We start from the raw sequence: 17,316 nt of genomic DNA, 5'->3' as shown, positions 1-17,316 counted from the left end.
ATATCCAGGATAATGCCCTTTGTATCGATAGGTTTCATCTCGATCGTCTGTTTCTTTGTAGCGTAGTATTGTTGTTCCATTTGCGTAATCATATCAGCCAAGGTAGTTTTGTCAATGATTGATGTTAGGTTTTAGGGCACTTATTAACAAGTAAGCGTTAATATTGACTTTGCAGAAATTGTGTATACTTTTAATGAATGTATTCAGTAAAAATTACTCGCATATCATCCGCAATCCTCTTCGCCATTTTGGTGGCTGCTATGCTCTGTCCGCAACCCACAGAAGGTGGCACCGGTCTGCGCGACCGAGAGAATGCGTTTGGCATCGGACCACGCATTTCTTACGTGCAGGTGCGTGATGACATCGTGGTGCCATTAAGATTCTCTGGTCCGGGATTATCCTTACTTCTTTTCTATGAAAGACGAGGCTTGGTACATCAGCACGAGGTTGACGCAAGACTAGGTTTAGCTCTTCTGCGCGACCGGTATGGATTTTCTGGGGCGGTGCTTTCGTCTTCGTTAAGTTATCGATATCTACACTCACTCTCCAATAATACTTTCGGCGGCAAAATATTCCTGGGAAGTAAACTTAATTGGTCTCTCAATGATGAATTTTTCTATGATTGGGATGAAGAACACCTTTATTGGTTAACGACAATTGAATTGGGACCTGCACTGCGGTATTCACGTTCTATTAAGAAAGAGCGCCAGATTCACCTGACCCTTTCTTTTCCGGTTGTTGCTATGATTTCCCGACCGCCGCTTTACCGCTACTACAAGACTGACGAGTTAACCAAGGTTGGTTTCTTGCTCAGCAAACCCCATGAAGATCTTCATTTTGCTTTGTTTGACACTTACCAGGCGGCTCAAATATCGTTTGCGTATGAAATGCGTCGCATTACACTGACGTACACAGGTAGTTTCAAGCATGCAACCGAACCCGAGCCAGTTACGCTTTTTACTAATTCGATTGATGTTACTTGGAGGTTCCGATGGTAGGGCATAGGATGAAACGAAAAATTACCTTATTAATAGCATTGTCTATGGTTTTCGCATTGTTAAGATGTATTCCGAATGGTCAATTGAAAAACAACTTTGATGTTGATCCAGTGCAGCTTTTTGATGGCTGGCAGATTGCCACGACTGAGGAGGCCGGACTCCTTAGGCCGAAGGTGATGGAAGCGTACGAAATGTATTGGGATGAAGATGCTTTTTATAATGCTAAGAGTCTTTTGATTGTCCGGTACGGGAAGTTGGTTTTTGAGAACTATTGTCGGGACGTGGCTGACCGTGATATCAAGGGGCATATCCAGTCTGCCACCAAGAGCATCACCTCGCTGTCGTTCGGTGTTGCGCGGGATCAGGGCTATTTTCCGAATATTGACACGCTGCTCTATGACATCATGCCGGAAAAGTTTGATACCGATACAATGAAGCAGAAAATCTCGATGCGACATCTTCTGACGATGAAATCAGGGATTGCGTTCGATAATGACGATTGGTCGATCGAAATGCTTGTGAACAAACCCGCAGACCCGATACAATATACCCTGGCAAAGCCGATGTACGCCGCACCCGGCGATTCGTTTTATTACCGCGATTGTGACCCACAACTCGTTTCTAGTGCAATTGAGCGCGTTACCAGTCAAAGGCTTGAAGAGATCGCGCGGGATAACATCTTTACCCCATTGGGCATCACCGACTATTTTTGGGAAGCGAATAGCGAAGGCACTACCTTGGGTCCGGTTGGTCTTTTCCTGAAACCCCGCGACCTGGCAAAAATCGGTAAATTGGTGGCGCAGGACGGGGTATGGGAAGATCAGCAGCTTGTTTCACACGACTGGATTTTGATGTCGACCACATCTCAAACCGGGGTACCAGGTCCCGAGAACTATCAGTACGGCTATTACTGGTGGGTCGTGCCAGAGGTGAACGGTTTCACTGCCAGGGGAGCTGGCGGACAGTTTATCTTTATTTTACCGCAGTATGATATACTTATCGTCATGACTTCAATGCCCAGCACAAATGACGACAAAGTCGGCACTACCCTGTCCGAATTTCTGCCGATTGTTGAGAAAATAATCGAATCGGTCATTCGATAAATTCCCAGAATGATCGTGCAGGTATAGTTCTTCTTCCGAAATCTCGGTTTCACCAGATAACTGATAACGGATATGTGATAATGGCCTGCACAGCAGGGTCATTGCGAGGAGGCCGCCGTAGTTTTAGCGAAGGCGGACGACGCGGCAATCATAAGAGATGGAAGTTGTGAATTGTGAAGATTTTGCCCATATCTTGCATATGGTTGCAAAATTGAGTATCCCGCTGTCGTTTTGTAGTGTGGGGCGAACGCAGTGATGCTGCGAGCCAGTGAGGCGATACTGCATTTTATTCAGCTATAGTCTTCAGCTTCTCAACCTCTTAACCTCTCAATTTCTGAATAGGGTCTAAGGGGGGCGATCCATTGAACGAATGTGTTCCATTGACTCGTATTTGAATACGGGTATAATATATGAGCTACTGATAATTGAGCAGAGGAGGTAGAGGAACCTTTTTGTGAAACAGTGGCACTAGATACGGAAAAGACAAGAGCAACAACTGCGTAAAAAAGTGGGTTATTAAAGTGGTAGAAACAAAGATTCACATTACATCAGGGTAGCAACGCGCATTGAAAGATAACGGAAGATAACCTGCGAAGATTATAGCTAATGTGATTATACCAAAGGAGGCTAATCATGCAAGAGCTTAAAGACCTTGTTACATATATTGTTAAAGCATTGGTGGACAATCAAGATAAGGTTCAAGTAAATGAGATTGCTGGTGACAAGAGTATCATATACGAACTAAGAGTCGGAGAAGGTGATCTAGGTAAAGTGATCGGCAAAGAAGGAAGAACCGCACGAGCAGTCAGAACAATAATTACCGCTGCGGCAATGAAGCTGGGAAAACGCACGGTATTAGAGATTCTCGAATAATAAAACGCAGTGTCTCTTGTCTTTTTCGTTCTGTTTTATACAAATATTGAAATTGTTGGATAGTCGATAGACAATTGCCGGAAGCATCCGCAAAGAAAATAACTACAGCAAAAGGGGAGTGAGTGCCTTACTCCCCTTGTTTTCATCTAACGTGCACGCTTAGCACGGTCTATTTTTTGTCGCCTCCCCCTTTCTACCTCAACTTATTAACGATTTTTATCATTGTTTGAAAAGCGATATTGGGGCGTGCCTGCTGGTTTACGGTTCCAGTCATATAGATATTGATATCAGGCACATAGAACGCTATTGAACCTACTGACCCGCTGTGACCGATCATATCGGGCACTGGCTTGAATGGTGATAAAATGCGGGGCAAATGGAATTTTTGTATACCGATGCCGTACTTGAAGGGAAAGAATACATTGTTCCACTTCTCCAATTCTGTCAGTCTCTGTTTGGGAAAGAAATAGCCGTTGAAGAACGCTTTTAAGAATGTCATCTGGTCGTTTGCGGTGGAAATAATATCATTTCGCGTAGAGGTAAGAAATAGCGGGATATTTACGATGTCCGATTTATAGCGGATGGGTACAAAATTTCTGTCCTTTACATCTTCGCAGACATACGTTTTCGTCAGGTTCAGTTCTTTAAACAACTCATGCAGGACCCTATTTATTGGCTCCCCGGTTATTTTTTCTATTACCAAACTCAAGATCTGATGGTTTGTATCGATGTATTTCGCCCTGCCCTCTTTTCCAGGAGGAAAATGTGCTTTCATCTTCTTTACTTCGTGAATTACCTTTTCAACAGGCCAGGGCTGATCAATGCCCGCCTCAAGCTCAGTCATTGCCTTTTTTCCACTGGTTTGTTTGTCGATCAGATAACCGGGGAGCCCGGATGTTTGAGATATCAGATGAAGAATGGAAAGGTCGTTAGAATAATCCTTGCCCCTATATACATGTAACCCACTGACCACTTCTTCCGGCAGGTATTTTGAGATCTTATCATTCAAATCCAACCTGTTCTCTGTGTAGAATTTCAAGATAATTGCAGAAACGAAGAGTTTGTTTATGCTGGCGATATAGTATTGACTGTCTTCCTTTATATTCCCCACCGCACTTATCAGATCAATGCTATTGTCATCAGATGAAACATAGAAAAGCGCACCGTAGATATGTTTCTTTGTAATGACATTGCTTACAATTTTGTCTAAAGTTGATTTATTCATTTCGGATTCCATTCTCACCCCTAATTTCCTTTCTTGGAATCAAAATCCTACGTGATGGTCCTGGTGGAGCGGTGTAACGTAAGATTTTGCGATTTTTTATTCAAAATAGGTCCTTTTATTTGACTCACTGCGTGCTTCGTGAAGACTCCTCTCTGAACTTCAAGGTGTAAAAAGTTAAAAATCTATGCCTGTCCCGAACGTAATATTGATTATGGCGTCGTTTTGTATTTAGAGGCTGCTGGGAGGGTGTTTTCAGATTGTTGAGTAGTGTGTTTCTGCTTCTTAATATTTTTGCCCGGTCAATGCACTCTGCACCGCGATCATGATGGACCTGCTGCTTCCAGTTGCCCCGGTTACCACTTCTACATCAGGTGACTGAGCATCAATGATACGATCAATCGTCTCTATGGCCTCGTACCCGGGGCCGGCGCGCTGTTTTGTGATGTCGATCTTCTTGATTTCGTGTTCTTCTACGGTCACTTCCAATTCAACGTCCTCCAGGAAATCGCCAAATTCCCCGGTGTAAACACCATCTGCGATTTGCGTTAGATCCACATCCCTTATTTCAACGCTTTCAATGTGTTTGACCATCTGCCGTGCTCTGAAGAAAAACGCGACACCAAATGCAATGATCAAAACAAAAAATATACCCAATACAAGCAATATCTTCTTCCAAATTTTCATTGTTCCTCCTTAATCGAAAAGTGGGTATATCTTATCTATACAAGGCACAATGTCAATACTTGTAGCAGAAATGTGGGTTCTTGTTATTTGGGCAGAGGTTTGCTTCAATACGGCAATAACAGTCTAATCTAGTATTACTGATTTTTTCTGTATCACCTCGCCGTTCAGAGCAAGAAAGAAGTAGTATGTTCCCGCTGCGACCTTTCTTCCCCGGGCATCTAGTCCTTCCCAGTTGACATGATGGTCCCCAGCACTCTTGGGACCCTGGGTAAGAGTGTTGATGATCCTTCCGGCAGCATCATAGACCTTGAGCGATACATACGCGGGTGACGGGACATGTAACGTGATTTGACAGGGCAATTTCGATGGATTTCGCAGGATGGTGATATATGTATTATCTTGTATGTAATCCTTGGGGCTATTCGATACGCCAACCATGTCCAGAGTAAGTTCATATGTATCACCAAAATACACGCTGTTGTATTGATTGCCGCCAAAAATGATAACCCTATGCTCATTTGGATCATAGGCGGCACTCGATGCTCTACGTACGTCGACAGTAGTTGTTTGTGGAATGATTCTTTGCCAGGTCAACGAGGTCAGTTCCAGGATCCATACATCATCATAATGAATAATGTAGCCAGGATAATCATAGCCGAATCCCATGACCATGTCATTGTTGTATTGATCATAGATGCCGAAGTGTTGGGTCCTTGGTCCAGGTTGCTGGCCGCCGGGAAAAAGCTGTTGCCACGCTTCACTACCGTATGTCAGATCGAGCGACCAGACATCGTTCATAACGGGCGCTCCCCAGTTGCTGCCCGCATAGATGATCATTCTATGTCCGTTCGGATCGTAGATGGCGCAATGGGCTTGTCTTGCCGGAGGTTTTGTTCCTGCTGGATCCAATAGAGACCAGGTATACGTGTTAAGATCAAGCGCCCAGGTTTCATCGAAGCCGCTGATACTCGTGGTGCCTCCAAATATGATCATCCGATTATTGACCGGGTCAACTACTGCCTTTGCGCCGAGCCTTGGTGATGGTGGGGTTCCCGATGGATTCAACTGCGTCCATGCTTCTGAACCCGGGGTCAATGATAAGGACCAGATATCGTTGAAGTAATTGTAGTAGTCATCGCGCCCACCAAATATGAGCATCTCATTTCCGGTTGTATTGAAAATGGCCGCAGGATCAATACGCGCTGCGGGTGCCGAACCAGATGGTTCGATCAGGCGCCATGTTTCGTTCTCTGTATCTAATGCCCAGACATCATTGAAGACTTGGCCGCCGGGCATTCCAACGCTCCATCCTCCGAATAGTATCATCTGATCATGCACAGTGTCAGCAACCATGGATGAAAACGATCGGGCAGGTGGGTTAGCAATTAGCCGGAAGTCTGCAGCATACAGTGTGCTGGCTATCAATAGACCAGCAATAGTTACAAGTTTGCATACTTTCATATACTCTCCTTGTGATGGACAATTATAGACTTGGACATATTCTTGTCAAGCACCGACACTTATTACCCTCTTGACAATACCTTACTTTTTTAGTAAGATATAGCGTGAAACTGACAACAAGGACCAGGTACGCCCTGAGGGCGCTCGTGGAACTTGCTCAACAGCCTGAAGACCAGGCACTGTCGCTTGCGGTTATTGCCAGGCGCCAGCGCGTAAAACCCAAGTATCTTGAGCAGATATTGTTCAGGCTACGACGGGCAAAATTGATCAAGGGCAAGAAAGGCCCTGGTGGCGGCTTTTTTTTGGCGCGTGATCCGAAGGACATAAGACTAAAAGAAGTCCTCGGGGCGGTTGGTGAATCCACAGCACCGGTTCAGTGCGTTTTGGGTAAGGCCGACAAGTATTGTTCTCAAAATGCACTTTGCCCGATGCAGGAATGCTGGCGAGAGTTGAAGAAACAGCTCGATTCGTTTTTCAATAATTACACGCTGTATGACGTGTGTAACAACAAAAATAGAAACATAAAGAACAAGGAGTAGTAATGGAAAAAGAAAGGATTTCACATCATGAATCCGTGCACAAACTGTATGAAAAGATAAAACAGGACGGAATGACCAATATCTGGGACCGGTATGAAGCGCAGGGCATGGGCGGCAATCCAGACCAGCGTTGTCCTTTTTGCATGGGCGGCGTCCGCTGTGACCTCTGTTCCAACGGTCCATGCCGTGCTGATGTCGAGAAGGATAAACGCGGTGTTTGCGGAATAACCGGGGATGGGATGGCAATGCGCATGATGCTGCTCAGGAATGTCATGGGTGCATCAACATACCATTACCACACCGAGCAGACCGTGAAGACTTTGCTTTCGGTAATCAAAGGTCAATCTCCCTTTGAAATAAAAGAACCGGGGAAACTGAAAATTTTCGCTGACCGCTTGGGCATTGATACATCCGGGACAGACAATGAAATCGCTGCGAGGCTGTGCAGTTTTGTCAGGGCAGATTTCAACCGTGCGTGTGACGAGCCGAGCAGGATCGTTGAGGCACTGGCTCCCGCAGAGCGGAAAGAACTCTGGAGGAAATTGAATATTTTTCCGGGCGGCATATACGGCGAGATGATGATGGCGACGAGTTCTTGCCTGACCAATGTTGACGGTTACTACGTGAGCCTGGCATTGAAAGCGATGCGCTTGAGTATTGCCATGGCATATCAGAGCCAGATCGTCAATGAATACTGTCAGGACATCATCTATGGTATACCGCGCCCGCATAAGATGCGTGTTGATCTGGGTGTTCTGGATCCAGATTATGTCAACGTTTTGCCTAACGGACACGAACCATTTCTTGGATTCGCAATGGTGCAACTCGCGCGCAAACCCGAGTGGCAGGAAAGGGCAAAGGCATCCGGTGCTAAAGGAATGCGGATTATTGCCAACATTGAAACCGGGCAGGAAATGATACAGCGCTGGGAAATGGACGATGTGTTCTACGGTTTTACGGGTAACTGGATAATGCAGGAAGCGATCCTCGCGAGCGGGTGTGTCGATCTTTTTGCCGCGGACATGAACTGTTCAATGCCCATCGATCCGACCTACGCCAAGAAATATAAATTCAAGCTCGTCCCGGTGAGCCAGCTGGTCGCATTCGAGGGAGTCAGTGAGCGGATAGACTACATACCGGAAGATGCAGAAAAACAAGCAGCCGAACTGCTGCAAATGGCGATCGACAATTTCAAAGAACGCAGAGGATCGGTGAAGCCTTTCACTGGATTACCGATGAAAGAAGCCGTGGTAGGATTTTCGACCGAGAGTATTCTCGCGGCGCTGGGTAATAGCCTCGATCCTCTTTTGGACGCGATCAAGAAGGGTACAATAAGGGGCATTGTGGGGCTCGTCTCCTGTACCTCTCTGCGTGACAACGGGCAGGACGTGCACAGCGTGCGCGTTGCGAAAGAGCTGATCAAACGCGACATCATCGTACTTTCGCTGGGCTGCGGGAATGGCGCAATGCAGGTTGCCGGTTTATGCAGTCCAGAAGCAAAGGAACTTGCTGGTCCCGGGTTGAAGAGTATTTGTGAAGCGCTGGGTGTGCCACCGGTTCTCAGCTATGGCACGTGCACTGATACAGGCCGGCTGGGTGATTTGCTGGCTGCAGTGGCGCATGCTCTGGGTGATGTTCCAATTGCCGATCTACCAGTGGCGGCGGCCGCGCCAGAGTATATGGAGCAGAAGGCGACAATCGATGCGATTTTTGCACTCGCACTTGGGCTTTACACATACGTTAATCCTGTGCCACCCGTCACAAAAGCGCCGAATTTGGTAAAGCTGCTGCTCGAGGACTGCAAAGGCGTTACTGGTGGAAATTTGAATGTTGATACCGATGCAGTGAAGGCAGTCGACGGCATTTTGTCTCATATCGAGGCGAAGCGCAAGAACCTCGGCATTTGAACTATTGAAGAACAGAAGGAGAAGGATGGGATGAATAAGATAAAGAGAAAGATTATTAAGATCGATGAGGATCTCTGTAATGGCTGTGGGAACTGTATCCCAGTTTGTCCGGAACAGGCGCTACAAATCGTAGAAACCCCAAGGGGCCCGAAGGCACAAATTGTCAAAGAGATCTATTGCGACGGTCTGGGCGCGTGTCTTGGGAACTGTCCAACTAATGCTCTGACACTTGTAGAAGAAGATGCTGAGCCGTATGATGAAGAAGCAACGGTTGCACGGATAAAGGACATGCTCGAGAAACATGTTACGCACCAGAAAGAGCAGTCTGCAAAAACTCAGCAACATGCTCACGCGGAGCCAAAAGGGACACATGTGTGTCCTGGAGCCGCGGTTGTTCAATGGGATAAAAAGAAAGAGTCTCAGGGGAAACGGGCGAGAGCATCTTCAGAGCTCAGGCAGTGGCCGGTTCAGATCCATCTTGTTCCGCCAACCGCTCCATATCTACGGAATGCCGACATCGCGGTGATCGCGGACTGTGTTCCATTTGCCTACGCGAACATGCATGAGGATTTTCTGAAAGGAAGGACCGTGCTCGTAGGTTGCCCGAAGTTTGATGATGCCGAAGCATATATAGAGAAGATCGCTCAAATCATTGAGCACGCGCAACCGAAAAGTATAAGAGTGGTCCGTATGGAGGTTCCGTGTTGCTCAGGCTTAACCCATATGGTGGAGGAAGCAAAGAAGCGGGCGGACAGTAGCATGCCTGTCGAGGAAGTGATCGTCGGCATTAAGGGGGGAATAGAGTAGACCCCGTTTCCATTTTAAGATTATTGACAGACTTTTGTTTTTTATTACACTAAGTAATATTCATCCAATACCACGTTATTAAATAACAACCTGGAGGCGGGTGATCATCGCGAGACAAGGAGGGTATTGCTCGTAAGATAATATTTTGTTATTATAGACGCAGCACTAGTCGTGAGCAGGAGTTTTAACATATGGATATTGATGGATTCAGGAAATTCTTGAGCGGCAGAAAAATCGATCAGAGAGTGATTAAGAATTCTTTGAATACACTCAGAGATTTCGAGCTGTACCTCGAGAAGAACGGAAAAGAAATAGAGAGCGCTACGAGGAAGGATTTCTACGACTACTCGGCTCGCATGATCGAAGCCGGGACAAACACGGTGGATAATTATCTCAGTATTTTGAGATACGGATATTTCAAAAAACTGAATGAAATCATTATCGCCGGGATGGAAGTCCTCGATGGTCGGGAAGTCATAGAGAACCTGTCTAATCGTCTGGCGAGTGAATTCAGCAAGGAACTGAGGGATTCTGTATTCGATGATACTCAAATCCCTGCGCTGGGAATAAGCCCGGACAAAAAACCAGAGTACATGAAGAGACTGGTTGCGAAGTTAGAACAAAAAATAGGCGATGAAGGATGCGTGCAATTCCTTAATCGGGGTTTGAGAGACCGTTACGAGGAATGGAGAAAACCGGATAGAGAGAAATTCTTGAAATCAAAGAATATTGATGATTTTCTCAGACAAAAACACGTGGATTTCGTCGCCGAATTAGAAACACATTTAAAGAACGGAACCCTTTTTTTCACACAGGAGATAACCAGCGATGTTGTGGACTATGTGAGAAATGCCCCCCATATCGAATCGGGCATCCGCAGGGGGAATAAGATAATCATCAAGAAGATCCCTCATATGGCCAAGGAGTATCTGGCTGAAAAGGTTGAGCAGAAAAAACGATACTACTACTGCCATTGTCCGTGGGTCAAGGAGGCTTTCAAAGAATCAGACAGTCCTATCTCGCCGGTCTTCTGTAATTGCAGCGCCGGGTTCTATCGGGCGTACTGGGAAATAGTATTTGATGAACCAGTCCGGGTCGACGTTCTCGAATCGCTGCTTAAAGGTGATCCTATCTGCGTGTTTGCCGTACATATTCCAGAGAAGCTCATTGCCAGCCTGTAAGTTACACGAGCGTCCGTCAGAAAAAGTGTTCACAATGTTATGCCTGTCCCCGGGGGCGAAAGTGATGGCTTGTTCTCGACTCCGCTCGAACGGTAATGGGAGTTATTCTTCGAGCAAGCGCAGCGAGTCGAGAAGTGTAATGTTCCCCCTGCTCCTGAACGGGAAGCTCAATTCTGCGGTAACTGCAATAGTCTGAGTAGAATTTACATCGACTTCGTTCGTACAGTATTTTGTCTTTAGCGATACTGACGTTTTTCGTTATGATGTTTTATGAATACTTGCAATGGATGTTATAACAGCGAAATTAACGGGAATAACGAAACTAACGATCTATCGTAGATGGTCTTTCCTTGCCTTTATCGAAAACGTCATCGGTACTTTGATTTCCTTATTTTCATGATACCAGAGATTATCCTCCCGCTGTTCGAGCCAGGGACAATCTCCGTAAACGCTGAACGGGAATTCATGCAGGAATTCGATCCTCAAGCCTGCTGCGATCAGTGCGTTCACTACATCAGCCAAACTGTGTAGCCATTCGTAGGTAACGTGGTGAATTTGTGCCGTTGGGTCGGCATAAGAGCCACCGCCTTCGCATCTGATTGGCATTTCGCTGTGGAAGTACGCTTCTTTCATTTTCCCTGCTTCATCGAACATCGACCGGAGTGGGTGAAATTCAACTATGTAGAAAGTGCCATTTTCTTTAAGGAAATGGTGAATGATCCTGCCCCATTCCGTAAGGTCGGGCAGCCAGCACAGAACACCGTATGATGTGTATACGATATCGAATTCTTCTTCAAGCACGTCACGGGACTCGTAGATGTTACTCTGAATGAAACGGGCTTTGATAGCCAGTTCTTCTGAAAGTGATTCGGCAAGTTGTATTGCATTCTCTGAAAAGTCAACACCAGTCACTTGAGCGCCCATCCGCGCCCAGGACAATGTATCCATGCCGAAGTGACACTGCAGGTGCAGCAATGCCTTGCCTGAAATATCGCCCAGTTCTTCCCGTTCAATGAAGTTGAGCGAACTTTTTCCTTTTTTGAAGCCTTCCAGGTCATACATCTTCGAGTCTTTGTTGATCGACACCAAGCCGTTCCAGAGTTGCTTATTCGCGTCAAAATATTCTTTCAAGGAACCGCTATTCATGACGCTTTTGTTCGAGAAACCAGTAGAATAATTCCTCATGCTCCTCTACCGATGGCGGTCGATGTCCACGCCCCGGCACAATAGTGGCTCTGATGTTTCCACCATGATTCGATTCAAGGATAGTCATTCCGTTCAAAATGTCAATGACGGAGCAAAATTAAGTTCGGGGTCAAATCTTTACATGTGACAAGGACGTTTTTTTCTTTTCCGCCGTAGCATCTATTGCCAGCGGAATCTGCATTCAATGTTTGCTTGTCACATGTAAAGATTTGACCCCGGTCCCCTCTTGATTCTATGGAGGCATGGTGTATAATAAAGTCGTTTTGAGTATGAACTACTACAAGATCGCGTGCAGATATGTTACTCCGATATTTCGCATCTTTTTCAATTATAGAGTAGTCGGTGGTGAGAATTTGCTCCGTGCCGCTGCGCGTGGTGCGGTTGTGGTCTGTACTACTCATTCGTCCGATCTCGGTGGAATGATCGTCGGCATGGCGGTGAGTACCGTTTTAAAGACCGAGCCGTGGATCGTGGTCAATGTACAATTTCGCAAGAATCGGTTAACCAATTTTTTCTTGAAAGAGATGAACATCATCTGGATAATCGGTAATGACGTGCTGGGTAATTATCATGCCCTAAAAAAGATAAGAGATCTGATCGTGAAGGGAGGTGCGAAGGCAATAATAATAGCGCCGCAGGGTATATACAACAAACCGGTTTCTGACGCGATTGAATTCAGACAAGGCTTTGCCATACCCTGCATTCAGGCAGCTAGTGTTGGAGCAGAGGTTTTTGTCGTGCCGGCTTTTGATCTGGGTACGACATACCGAAGCTTCCCTGGGATAGGCAGGCACATTGCTGCCGTTTTTGGACATCCGATCAAGGTAAACAAAAATGCGGAGAGAACTGGCTTGACAAAAACCGTGGAAAAGTCGGTCAGGAAACTCATGACCGTGTACGAAACGCAGTTTTAGGCTTGCTGTCTCTCAGCACGAATCTTTGCACATTGTTGAGCGATGTGCAAGAAGGGAGGAAGGTTTATGCCGAGATATCTACGTGTTTGTACCATGTTCTTTTGTATTCTTTTTTGCATTACTGCAAACGCCGAAGGCTCGCAGATCGATGATAGATATTACGAAGATGTATCGAGTATTGCTCACCAAGTTGAGACTGTGAAACCAATACTTGCCCGCGATTCCATGCCCTACCAGACAGGTTGGCCGGTTCACTTAGGGGGTTGGCTCTGGAACGCGGTTAGTTTTATCAATGCGGACGCCAGCGGGAATCTCGAAGTATTATGTTCGCGAACAACTGTTGGGATCGTTCACCTCAAGAACTGTGACGGCACCAATTTCACCAACTGGCCCGTATCCTTTGGACAATACAATTACGGTGCTCCGGTTGGCGGTGACATTCACGGCGATGGTGTAATGGAAATATTCACTGGCGCCAACACCAGCTACGGTTATGCCGCGTTGTATGGTTGGTGGATAACGGGTGGCGCGCTGCCGGGATTTCCAATCTACTTTGCGACTGGATCGCAGGTGCATTCATCTCCGGTGCTGTCCGATCTCGATTATGACGGCGATCTGGAGATAGTATTCAGCCTTTATATAGGCGACAGCACGTACGTTTTCCATCACGACGGGACAAGACTTGATGGCTGGCCTCAGGCAAGCCCGACTAACGTACGGGATGCACCGGTTGTCGGTGATCTTGACGGCGACGGTGACCTTGAAGTAGTTGTCGTAACAGCGAGTGCTCTGTATGCGTGGCACGATGATGGCAGTGAGTGCGATGGGTTTCCCCGTAATATAGGTCCTTACTACACTGACGGTCTGGCCATGGGTGACCTCGATGGCGACGGGTATGGTGAGATCATCGTCACCACGGTGGGTGCTACGAATAATGTGCGTGTCTATGATTACGATGGCACCGCTTTGTCAGGATGGCCGCAGAGCACGGGAGCCAGTCTATATGCCGAGCCCTGCCTTGGTGACCTGGACAATGATGGTGATCTGGAAATAGTAATTGGCGCGACCGGGATCGGGACCGAATACCACGTCCATGCCTGGCATCACACCGGCGTGGCGGTTAATGGCTGGCCCGCGATCACGGCGATGGGTGAATGGTGCCAGAGTTCTGCCGCGATCGGTGATATTGATGATGATGGCGACATGGAAGTGGTTATCGGTTGTGATGACAGCGAGGTCTACGCCTTCCATCACGATGCGAGTTTGGTGGAAGATTGGCCCATCACCAACCCCAGGGATCAGGTTTCCGCTCCGGTAACACTCGGTGATATCGATCGTGACGGTGATATTGAAGTGGGAGTTGGCAGTCTGGACAGTCTTGTTCATATCTGGGATTTGAGTGCAACGCTTGAGATGGCAAACATTGAGTGGCAGACCTACCATCACGATCACTGGTTCACTGGCTGGTACCATCCGATTCCTCCGGTTAATCTGAGTGGAGCTCTGAGCGGCAGCCAGGTCGAACTGGTTTGGTCAGAGAATTCGGAGGCCGACGTATATGGTTATAATGTCTATCGCAGCCTGAGCAGCGGTTATCCCTACATGAAGCTTACGGATGAGCCAGTTGTCGATACGTCCTTCATCGATTCAACGGTGAATGCAGGTAATACCTATTACTATGTCGTCACTGCTTGCATAACGGCCGGTTCGGAAAGCAGATACAGCGACGAGGCCGTAGTTCCGGTTACCGCGGTCCAGGAGCTTATTGAAGGAAACGGCGAAAATGGTTTCTGGCTTACCACCCCATCGCGGGGGAACAGCGTGATCCATTTCAGCCTGCGTGAACAGGGCTCGGTCCGTATCTTCGTTTATAACATACTGGGGGAGGAGGTGGCGAAGATTTGGAATTCAGTCGCGGAAGCCGGAGCCCACAGTATCGTCTGGAACTGCACAGACAGTTCAGGCAATAATTTGCCGGGCGGAATCTATTTTTTAAACTTCTCGACCGGGCAGTATTCAACTACAGAGAAATTACTGCTGATCAGATAGAAACTGAACGAACTAAATAAAAAGGGAGGGTCAATCGACCCTCCCTTTCCGTTAACTTGATAATTTCTTAGCGTGTGATCACCACGCTCGTTGTATTCGTCTCTTTGTCAGTCGTGATGCGGGCAAGGTATATACCCGAAGGCAATTTCCTGCCGCGATCATCCGTGGCGTTCCACGAGAACCTGTGCTTTCCACTCGGTGTGTACTGATCTACAGGTGTTGATACCAGGCGACCGTCGACAGAATAGATATCGATCCGCACATTCGTCGATGTCTGCAGCGAGAATGCGAATTGCGCAGTCGTCGTTATCGGATTGGGTGAGACAACCGCCCCGGTAATCGTTTTGATCTCTTGCTCACCTTCTTGTATACCTGTACCTGACGCGTTTTCACAGATCTGTACGTATCCTTCGGAACCACTTATCAGGAGATCGAGGTCGGTATCGCCATCCCAGTCGACAAAGTGTATACGGGAACCGGCAACAGCGTCTATCGGTGTGCCGTTTTCCGTTTTCAATGTATCGAATGTAGCACCAAAAGCCGGAGACCCGGGGCTTCCCGTGTTCTTGTAGAAATAGACACGGCCGTCGTCATTGCCGATTATCAGATCCCTGAGTCCGTCGGCATCAAGATCATATACCACCGGATTCATTCTATATCTGTAGAGCTGTGATCCACCTGCGTATACAATAGAATAACTGCTGAAAGTCGGTGTTGGGTTCGTACCCTGGTTTAGATAGACCCTGATATTTCCGGTGTTGGGTGAATTTGGCAGTTCTTCTCCGATGACAAGATCCTTCTTGCCGTCGTCATTCCAGTCAACGATGAACGGAAAGCTGTTGGCGGTCACCTTTATATCGAAGCCGCTTGCCTTGATATGCCCTTCATTTACCAGCCCGCTGCCAGACTCAAGGAAGAGCGTCAAGTATCCTTCTCGATCTCCGGTCACCAGGTCCCGCTGCCCGTCTTCATTCCAGTCGCAGACCGCGACCGTTGAGCCCTGACATCAACCATAGGGCAATTGGATCGTTGCACCATTTGCCTGAAGGAAGGTATTCCCGAAGAAAACGGGGTCGTTATCTTCCCCCACATTTTCATAATACCGGACCATTCCCATGTCAAACTGGCCAACAATGAGATCTTTCTTGCTGTCTCCGTTCCAGTCGTAAACAAAGGGCGCGCCATACAGGCCAACATCAATGGCCATTGCGCCGTCGAACACGTAGATCGGTGTCTTAAAACTGGGCGCCTGGCCGTGTAAGGTGATCAGAAGTCCGGCAGAAACTAATGTCGCAAAGATTCGCTTCATTATCATCTCCCTTTTATTCTCGGAATCTATAAGTGGATGAGGCTGCTCGCCTCTAAGAGACAGACGTTATATTTAGGTGATTCGTTACGCAAAAAGGGGACAGGCTACTTTTCCCCGCGCTCGCTACAGTTGGGTGCCTATGCGATGATAACGGTTGATAACCTCACCAAACCCATTGTTGAGGTACTGATGTGAAAAAGTAGCCTGTCCCCTTTTTACTTGAGAAGGGATTCTATTGCCGTGGTTAGCTGCGTATCGCTGCTGGAGCCATCTTCCTCGGGCGTATTTTCGACAAAAATGTCGGGCTCGACCGGCGTATTCTCAAGATTCTCGCCATTGAGCAGGTACCATCCCGTCGTGGGGATCCTGAAGTAGGTGCCCTCGTGCAGCTCGATATCTATGGTGCCTATTACCGCACCAAATGTCGGGACGCCGATGACCGTACCCAGCCCCAGTTCCTTGAAACCGGCCGGGAATATTTCGGCATCACTGTAACAATATTCGTTGATGAGGAGCACCGTGGGTTTGTCCCACCTGAACAGGGAGCTGTAAGTTTTCTCGCCGTCGCGTTCTATCGAATAGGCATATGAAGTCCTGCGCAGTATGTCCAGCAGTTCGTCGTGAATGGAGCCACCGCCATTGTACCTTATGTCAATGATCAGCCCGTCTTTTTCCATTTCTTCATACAAGTCTTTTTCGAATTTTCTGAGATTTCTTTCATCCATGGACTCAATGTAGAGATAGCCGATTTGCCCATTACTTTTCTCGTGGACGTAGCCCCTGTTCGCTCGTACCCAGTTGTCGTTCACTGTATTGAGAATTGTGTTGGGGTCTTCGAGAGTCAATTTCGCTTTGCGTAGCTTTCCCCGGTCCGCGATCGTCAGTATTACTTCTTCATTGTTTTTATTTCGCAGAACCTCGTACAGATTGTCACCGCTCTTGATTGGTTCATCATTGATGTGGGTTAACACTTCACCCGGTTTGATGTTCACATCGGTCTTGCTGGCTGGTGTATTGGGAATTACGGTCAGTATTTTTATACCAGCCCCGTTGAAGTCAG

The 17,316-nt window shown here is 47.2% G+C and carries 17 protein-coding genes; 9 read left to right on the top strand and 8 right to left on the bottom strand.

Going from position 1 to position 17,316, the window contains the following annotated elements:
• Positions 1-197: 197 nt before the first annotated feature.
• From OEV79_10885 to OEV79_10875, 3 genes are all read left to right on the top strand, one after another.
• A complete protein-coding gene (locus OEV79_10885; protein ID MDH4211938.1) occupies positions 198-998 on the top strand; it encodes a hypothetical protein in 801 nt (266 codons plus the stop codon).
• A gap of 8 nt (positions 999-1,006) precedes the next feature.
• Positions 1,007-2,101 (top strand): beta-lactamase family protein, encoded by a 1,095-nt coding sequence (locus OEV79_10880; GenBank protein ID MDH4211937.1) that lies wholly within the window; start codon positions 1,007-1,009, stop codon positions 2,099-2,101.
• Positions 2,102-2,734: 633 nt separating this feature from the next.
• Positions 2,735-2,974, top strand: coding sequence for a KH domain-containing protein (locus tag OEV79_10875; GenBank protein MDH4211936.1), 240 nt, complete (start codon positions 2,735-2,737; stop codon positions 2,972-2,974).
• A 193-nt stretch (positions 2,975-3,167) separates the two neighbouring features.
• On the opposite strand, the gene OEV79_10870 is transcribed toward OEV79_10875, so the two are convergent.
• The 3 genes from OEV79_10870 to OEV79_10860 form a co-directional block, all read right to left on the bottom strand.
• Positions 3,168-4,211, bottom strand: coding sequence for a beta-lactamase family protein (locus OEV79_10870; protein ID MDH4211935.1), 1,044 nt, complete (start codon positions 4,209-4,211; stop codon positions 3,168-3,170).
• 270 nt (positions 4,212-4,481) lie between these two features.
• Entirely contained in the window at positions 4,482-4,883 is a 402-nt protein-coding gene (locus tag OEV79_10865) for an FMN-binding protein (protein MDH4211934.1), read from the bottom strand.
• Between the two features lie 123 nt (positions 4,884-5,006).
• A complete protein-coding gene (locus OEV79_10860) occupies positions 5,007-6,344 on the bottom strand; it encodes a hypothetical protein (GenBank protein MDH4211933.1) in 1,338 nt (445 codons plus the stop codon).
• Positions 6,345-6,448: 104 nt separating this feature from the next.
• Here OEV79_10860 and OEV79_10855 point away from each other — a divergent pair, with 104 nt between their 5' ends.
• From OEV79_10855 to OEV79_10840, 4 genes are all read left to right on the top strand, one after another.
• Positions 6,449-6,883, top strand: a complete 435-nt coding sequence (locus tag OEV79_10855) for an Rrf2 family transcriptional regulator (GenBank protein ID MDH4211932.1) — start codon at positions 6,449-6,451, stop codon at positions 6,881-6,883.
• A gap of 2 nt (positions 6,884-6,885) precedes the next feature.
• Positions 6,886-8,790 (top strand): anaerobic carbon-monoxide dehydrogenase catalytic subunit, encoded by a 1,905-nt coding sequence (gene cooS / locus OEV79_10850; protein ID MDH4211931.1) that lies wholly within the window; start codon positions 6,886-6,888, stop codon positions 8,788-8,790.
• A gap of 30 nt (positions 8,791-8,820) precedes the next feature.
• The gene (locus OEV79_10845) at positions 8,821-9,597 is read left to right on the top strand and encodes a 4Fe-4S dicluster domain-containing protein (GenBank protein ID MDH4211930.1); all 777 of its coding nucleotides are present in this window, start codon (positions 8,821-8,823) and stop codon (positions 9,595-9,597) included.
• A 191-nt stretch (positions 9,598-9,788) separates the two neighbouring features.
• Complete coding sequence (locus OEV79_10840) at positions 9,789-10,778, top strand: hypothetical protein (GenBank protein MDH4211929.1); 990 nt, start codon at positions 9,789-9,791, stop codon at positions 10,776-10,778.
• Positions 10,779-11,108: 330 nt separating this feature from the next.
• Here OEV79_10840 and OEV79_10835 read toward each other — a convergent pair whose 3' ends face one another.
• Together OEV79_10835 and OEV79_10830 are read right to left on the bottom strand one after the other, a co-directional pair.
• The gene (locus tag OEV79_10835; GenBank protein MDH4211928.1) at positions 11,109-11,924 is read right to left on the bottom strand and encodes a class I SAM-dependent methyltransferase; all 816 of its coding nucleotides are present in this window, start codon (positions 11,922-11,924) and stop codon (positions 11,109-11,111) included.
• The gene (locus tag OEV79_10830; GenBank protein MDH4211927.1) at positions 11,917-12,051 is read right to left on the bottom strand and encodes a hypothetical protein; all 135 of its coding nucleotides are present in this window, start codon (positions 12,049-12,051) and stop codon (positions 11,917-11,919) included. Before OEV79_10830 ends, OEV79_10835 begins: the two co-directional genes overlap by 8 nt.
• Before the next feature lie 178 nt (positions 12,052-12,229).
• Between OEV79_10830 and OEV79_10825 the strand changes: the two genes are divergently transcribed.
• Both OEV79_10825 and OEV79_10820 read left to right on the top strand, forming a co-directional pair.
• The gene (locus OEV79_10825; GenBank protein ID MDH4211926.1) at positions 12,230-12,898 is read left to right on the top strand and encodes a hypothetical protein; all 669 of its coding nucleotides are present in this window, start codon (positions 12,230-12,232) and stop codon (positions 12,896-12,898) included.
• A gap of 66 nt (positions 12,899-12,964) precedes the next feature.
• Positions 12,965-14,947: an FG-GAP-like repeat-containing protein gene (locus OEV79_10820; GenBank protein MDH4211925.1), complete on the top strand. Its 1,983-nt coding sequence runs from the start codon at positions 12,965-12,967 to the stop codon at positions 14,945-14,947.
• Between the two features lie 67 nt (positions 14,948-15,014).
• Here the strand turns inward: OEV79_10820 and OEV79_10815 are convergent, their stop codons facing one another.
• The 3 genes from OEV79_10815 to OEV79_10805 form a co-directional block, all read right to left on the bottom strand.
• Complete coding sequence (locus OEV79_10815; GenBank protein MDH4211924.1) at positions 15,015-15,896, bottom strand: FG-GAP-like repeat-containing protein; 882 nt, start codon at positions 15,894-15,896, stop codon at positions 15,015-15,017.
• A gap of 57 nt (positions 15,897-15,953) precedes the next feature.
• A complete protein-coding gene (locus tag OEV79_10810) occupies positions 15,954-16,256 on the bottom strand; it encodes a hypothetical protein (protein MDH4211923.1) in 303 nt (100 codons plus the stop codon).
• Between the two features lie 215 nt (positions 16,257-16,471).
• Positions 16,472-17,316 (bottom strand): S41 family peptidase (locus OEV79_10805; GenBank protein ID MDH4211922.1); only part of this gene is annotated, 845 nt, incomplete at its 5' end.

The sequence above is a fragment of the candidate division WOR-3 bacterium genome, assembly GCA_029858255.1.
In the GTDB taxonomy this organism is placed as follows: Bacteria; Hydrothermota; Tepidihabitantia; order SM23-42; family SM23-42; genus SM23-42.
The sequence above is the reverse complement of the archived record's forward strand: the minus strand, read 5'-3'. Positions and strand labels throughout refer to the sequence as shown.

Bases quoted from the DNA above. Each gene is read 5' to 3' on its own strand.
- OEV79_10820 (MDH4211925.1), top strand. From the start codon at position 12,965: ATGCCGAGATATCTACGTGTTTGTACCATGTTCTTTTGTATTCTTTTT.
- cooS (MDH4211931.1), top strand. From the start codon at position 6,886: ATGGAAAAAGAAAGGATTTCACATCATGAATCCGTGCACAAACTGTAT.
- OEV79_10810 (MDH4211923.1), bottom strand. From the start codon at position 16,256: ATGAAGCGAATCTTTGCGACATTAGTTTCTGCCGGACTTCTGATCACC.
- OEV79_10880 (MDH4211937.1), top strand. From the start codon at position 1,007: ATGAAACGAAAAATTACCTTATTAATAGCATTGTCTATGGTTTTCGCA.
- OEV79_10875 (MDH4211936.1), top strand. From the start codon at position 2,735: ATGCAAGAGCTTAAAGACCTTGTTACATATATTGTTAAAGCATTGGTG.
- OEV79_10835 (MDH4211928.1), bottom strand. From the start codon at position 11,924: ATGAATAGCGGTTCCTTGAAAGAATATTTTGACGCGAATAAGCAACTC.
- OEV79_10840 (MDH4211929.1), top strand. From the start codon at position 9,789: ATGGATATTGATGGATTCAGGAAATTCTTGAGCGGCAGAAAAATCGAT.
- OEV79_10870 (MDH4211935.1), bottom strand. From the start codon at position 4,211: ATGGAATCCGAAATGAATAAATCAACTTTAGACAAAATTGTAAGCAAT.
- OEV79_10885 (MDH4211938.1), top strand. From the start codon at position 198: ATGTATTCAGTAAAAATTACTCGCATATCATCCGCAATCCTCTTCGCC.
- OEV79_10860 (MDH4211933.1), bottom strand. From the start codon at position 6,344: ATGAAAGTATGCAAACTTGTAACTATTGCTGGTCTATTGATAGCCAGC.
- OEV79_10830 (MDH4211927.1), bottom strand. From the start codon at position 12,051: ATGACTATCCTTGAATCGAATCATGGTGGAAACATCAGAGCCACTATT.
- OEV79_10865 (MDH4211934.1), bottom strand. From the start codon at position 4,883: ATGAAAATTTGGAAGAAGATATTGCTTGTATTGGGTATATTTTTTGTT.
- OEV79_10845 (MDH4211930.1), top strand. From the start codon at position 8,821: ATGAATAAGATAAAGAGAAAGATTATTAAGATCGATGAGGATCTCTGT.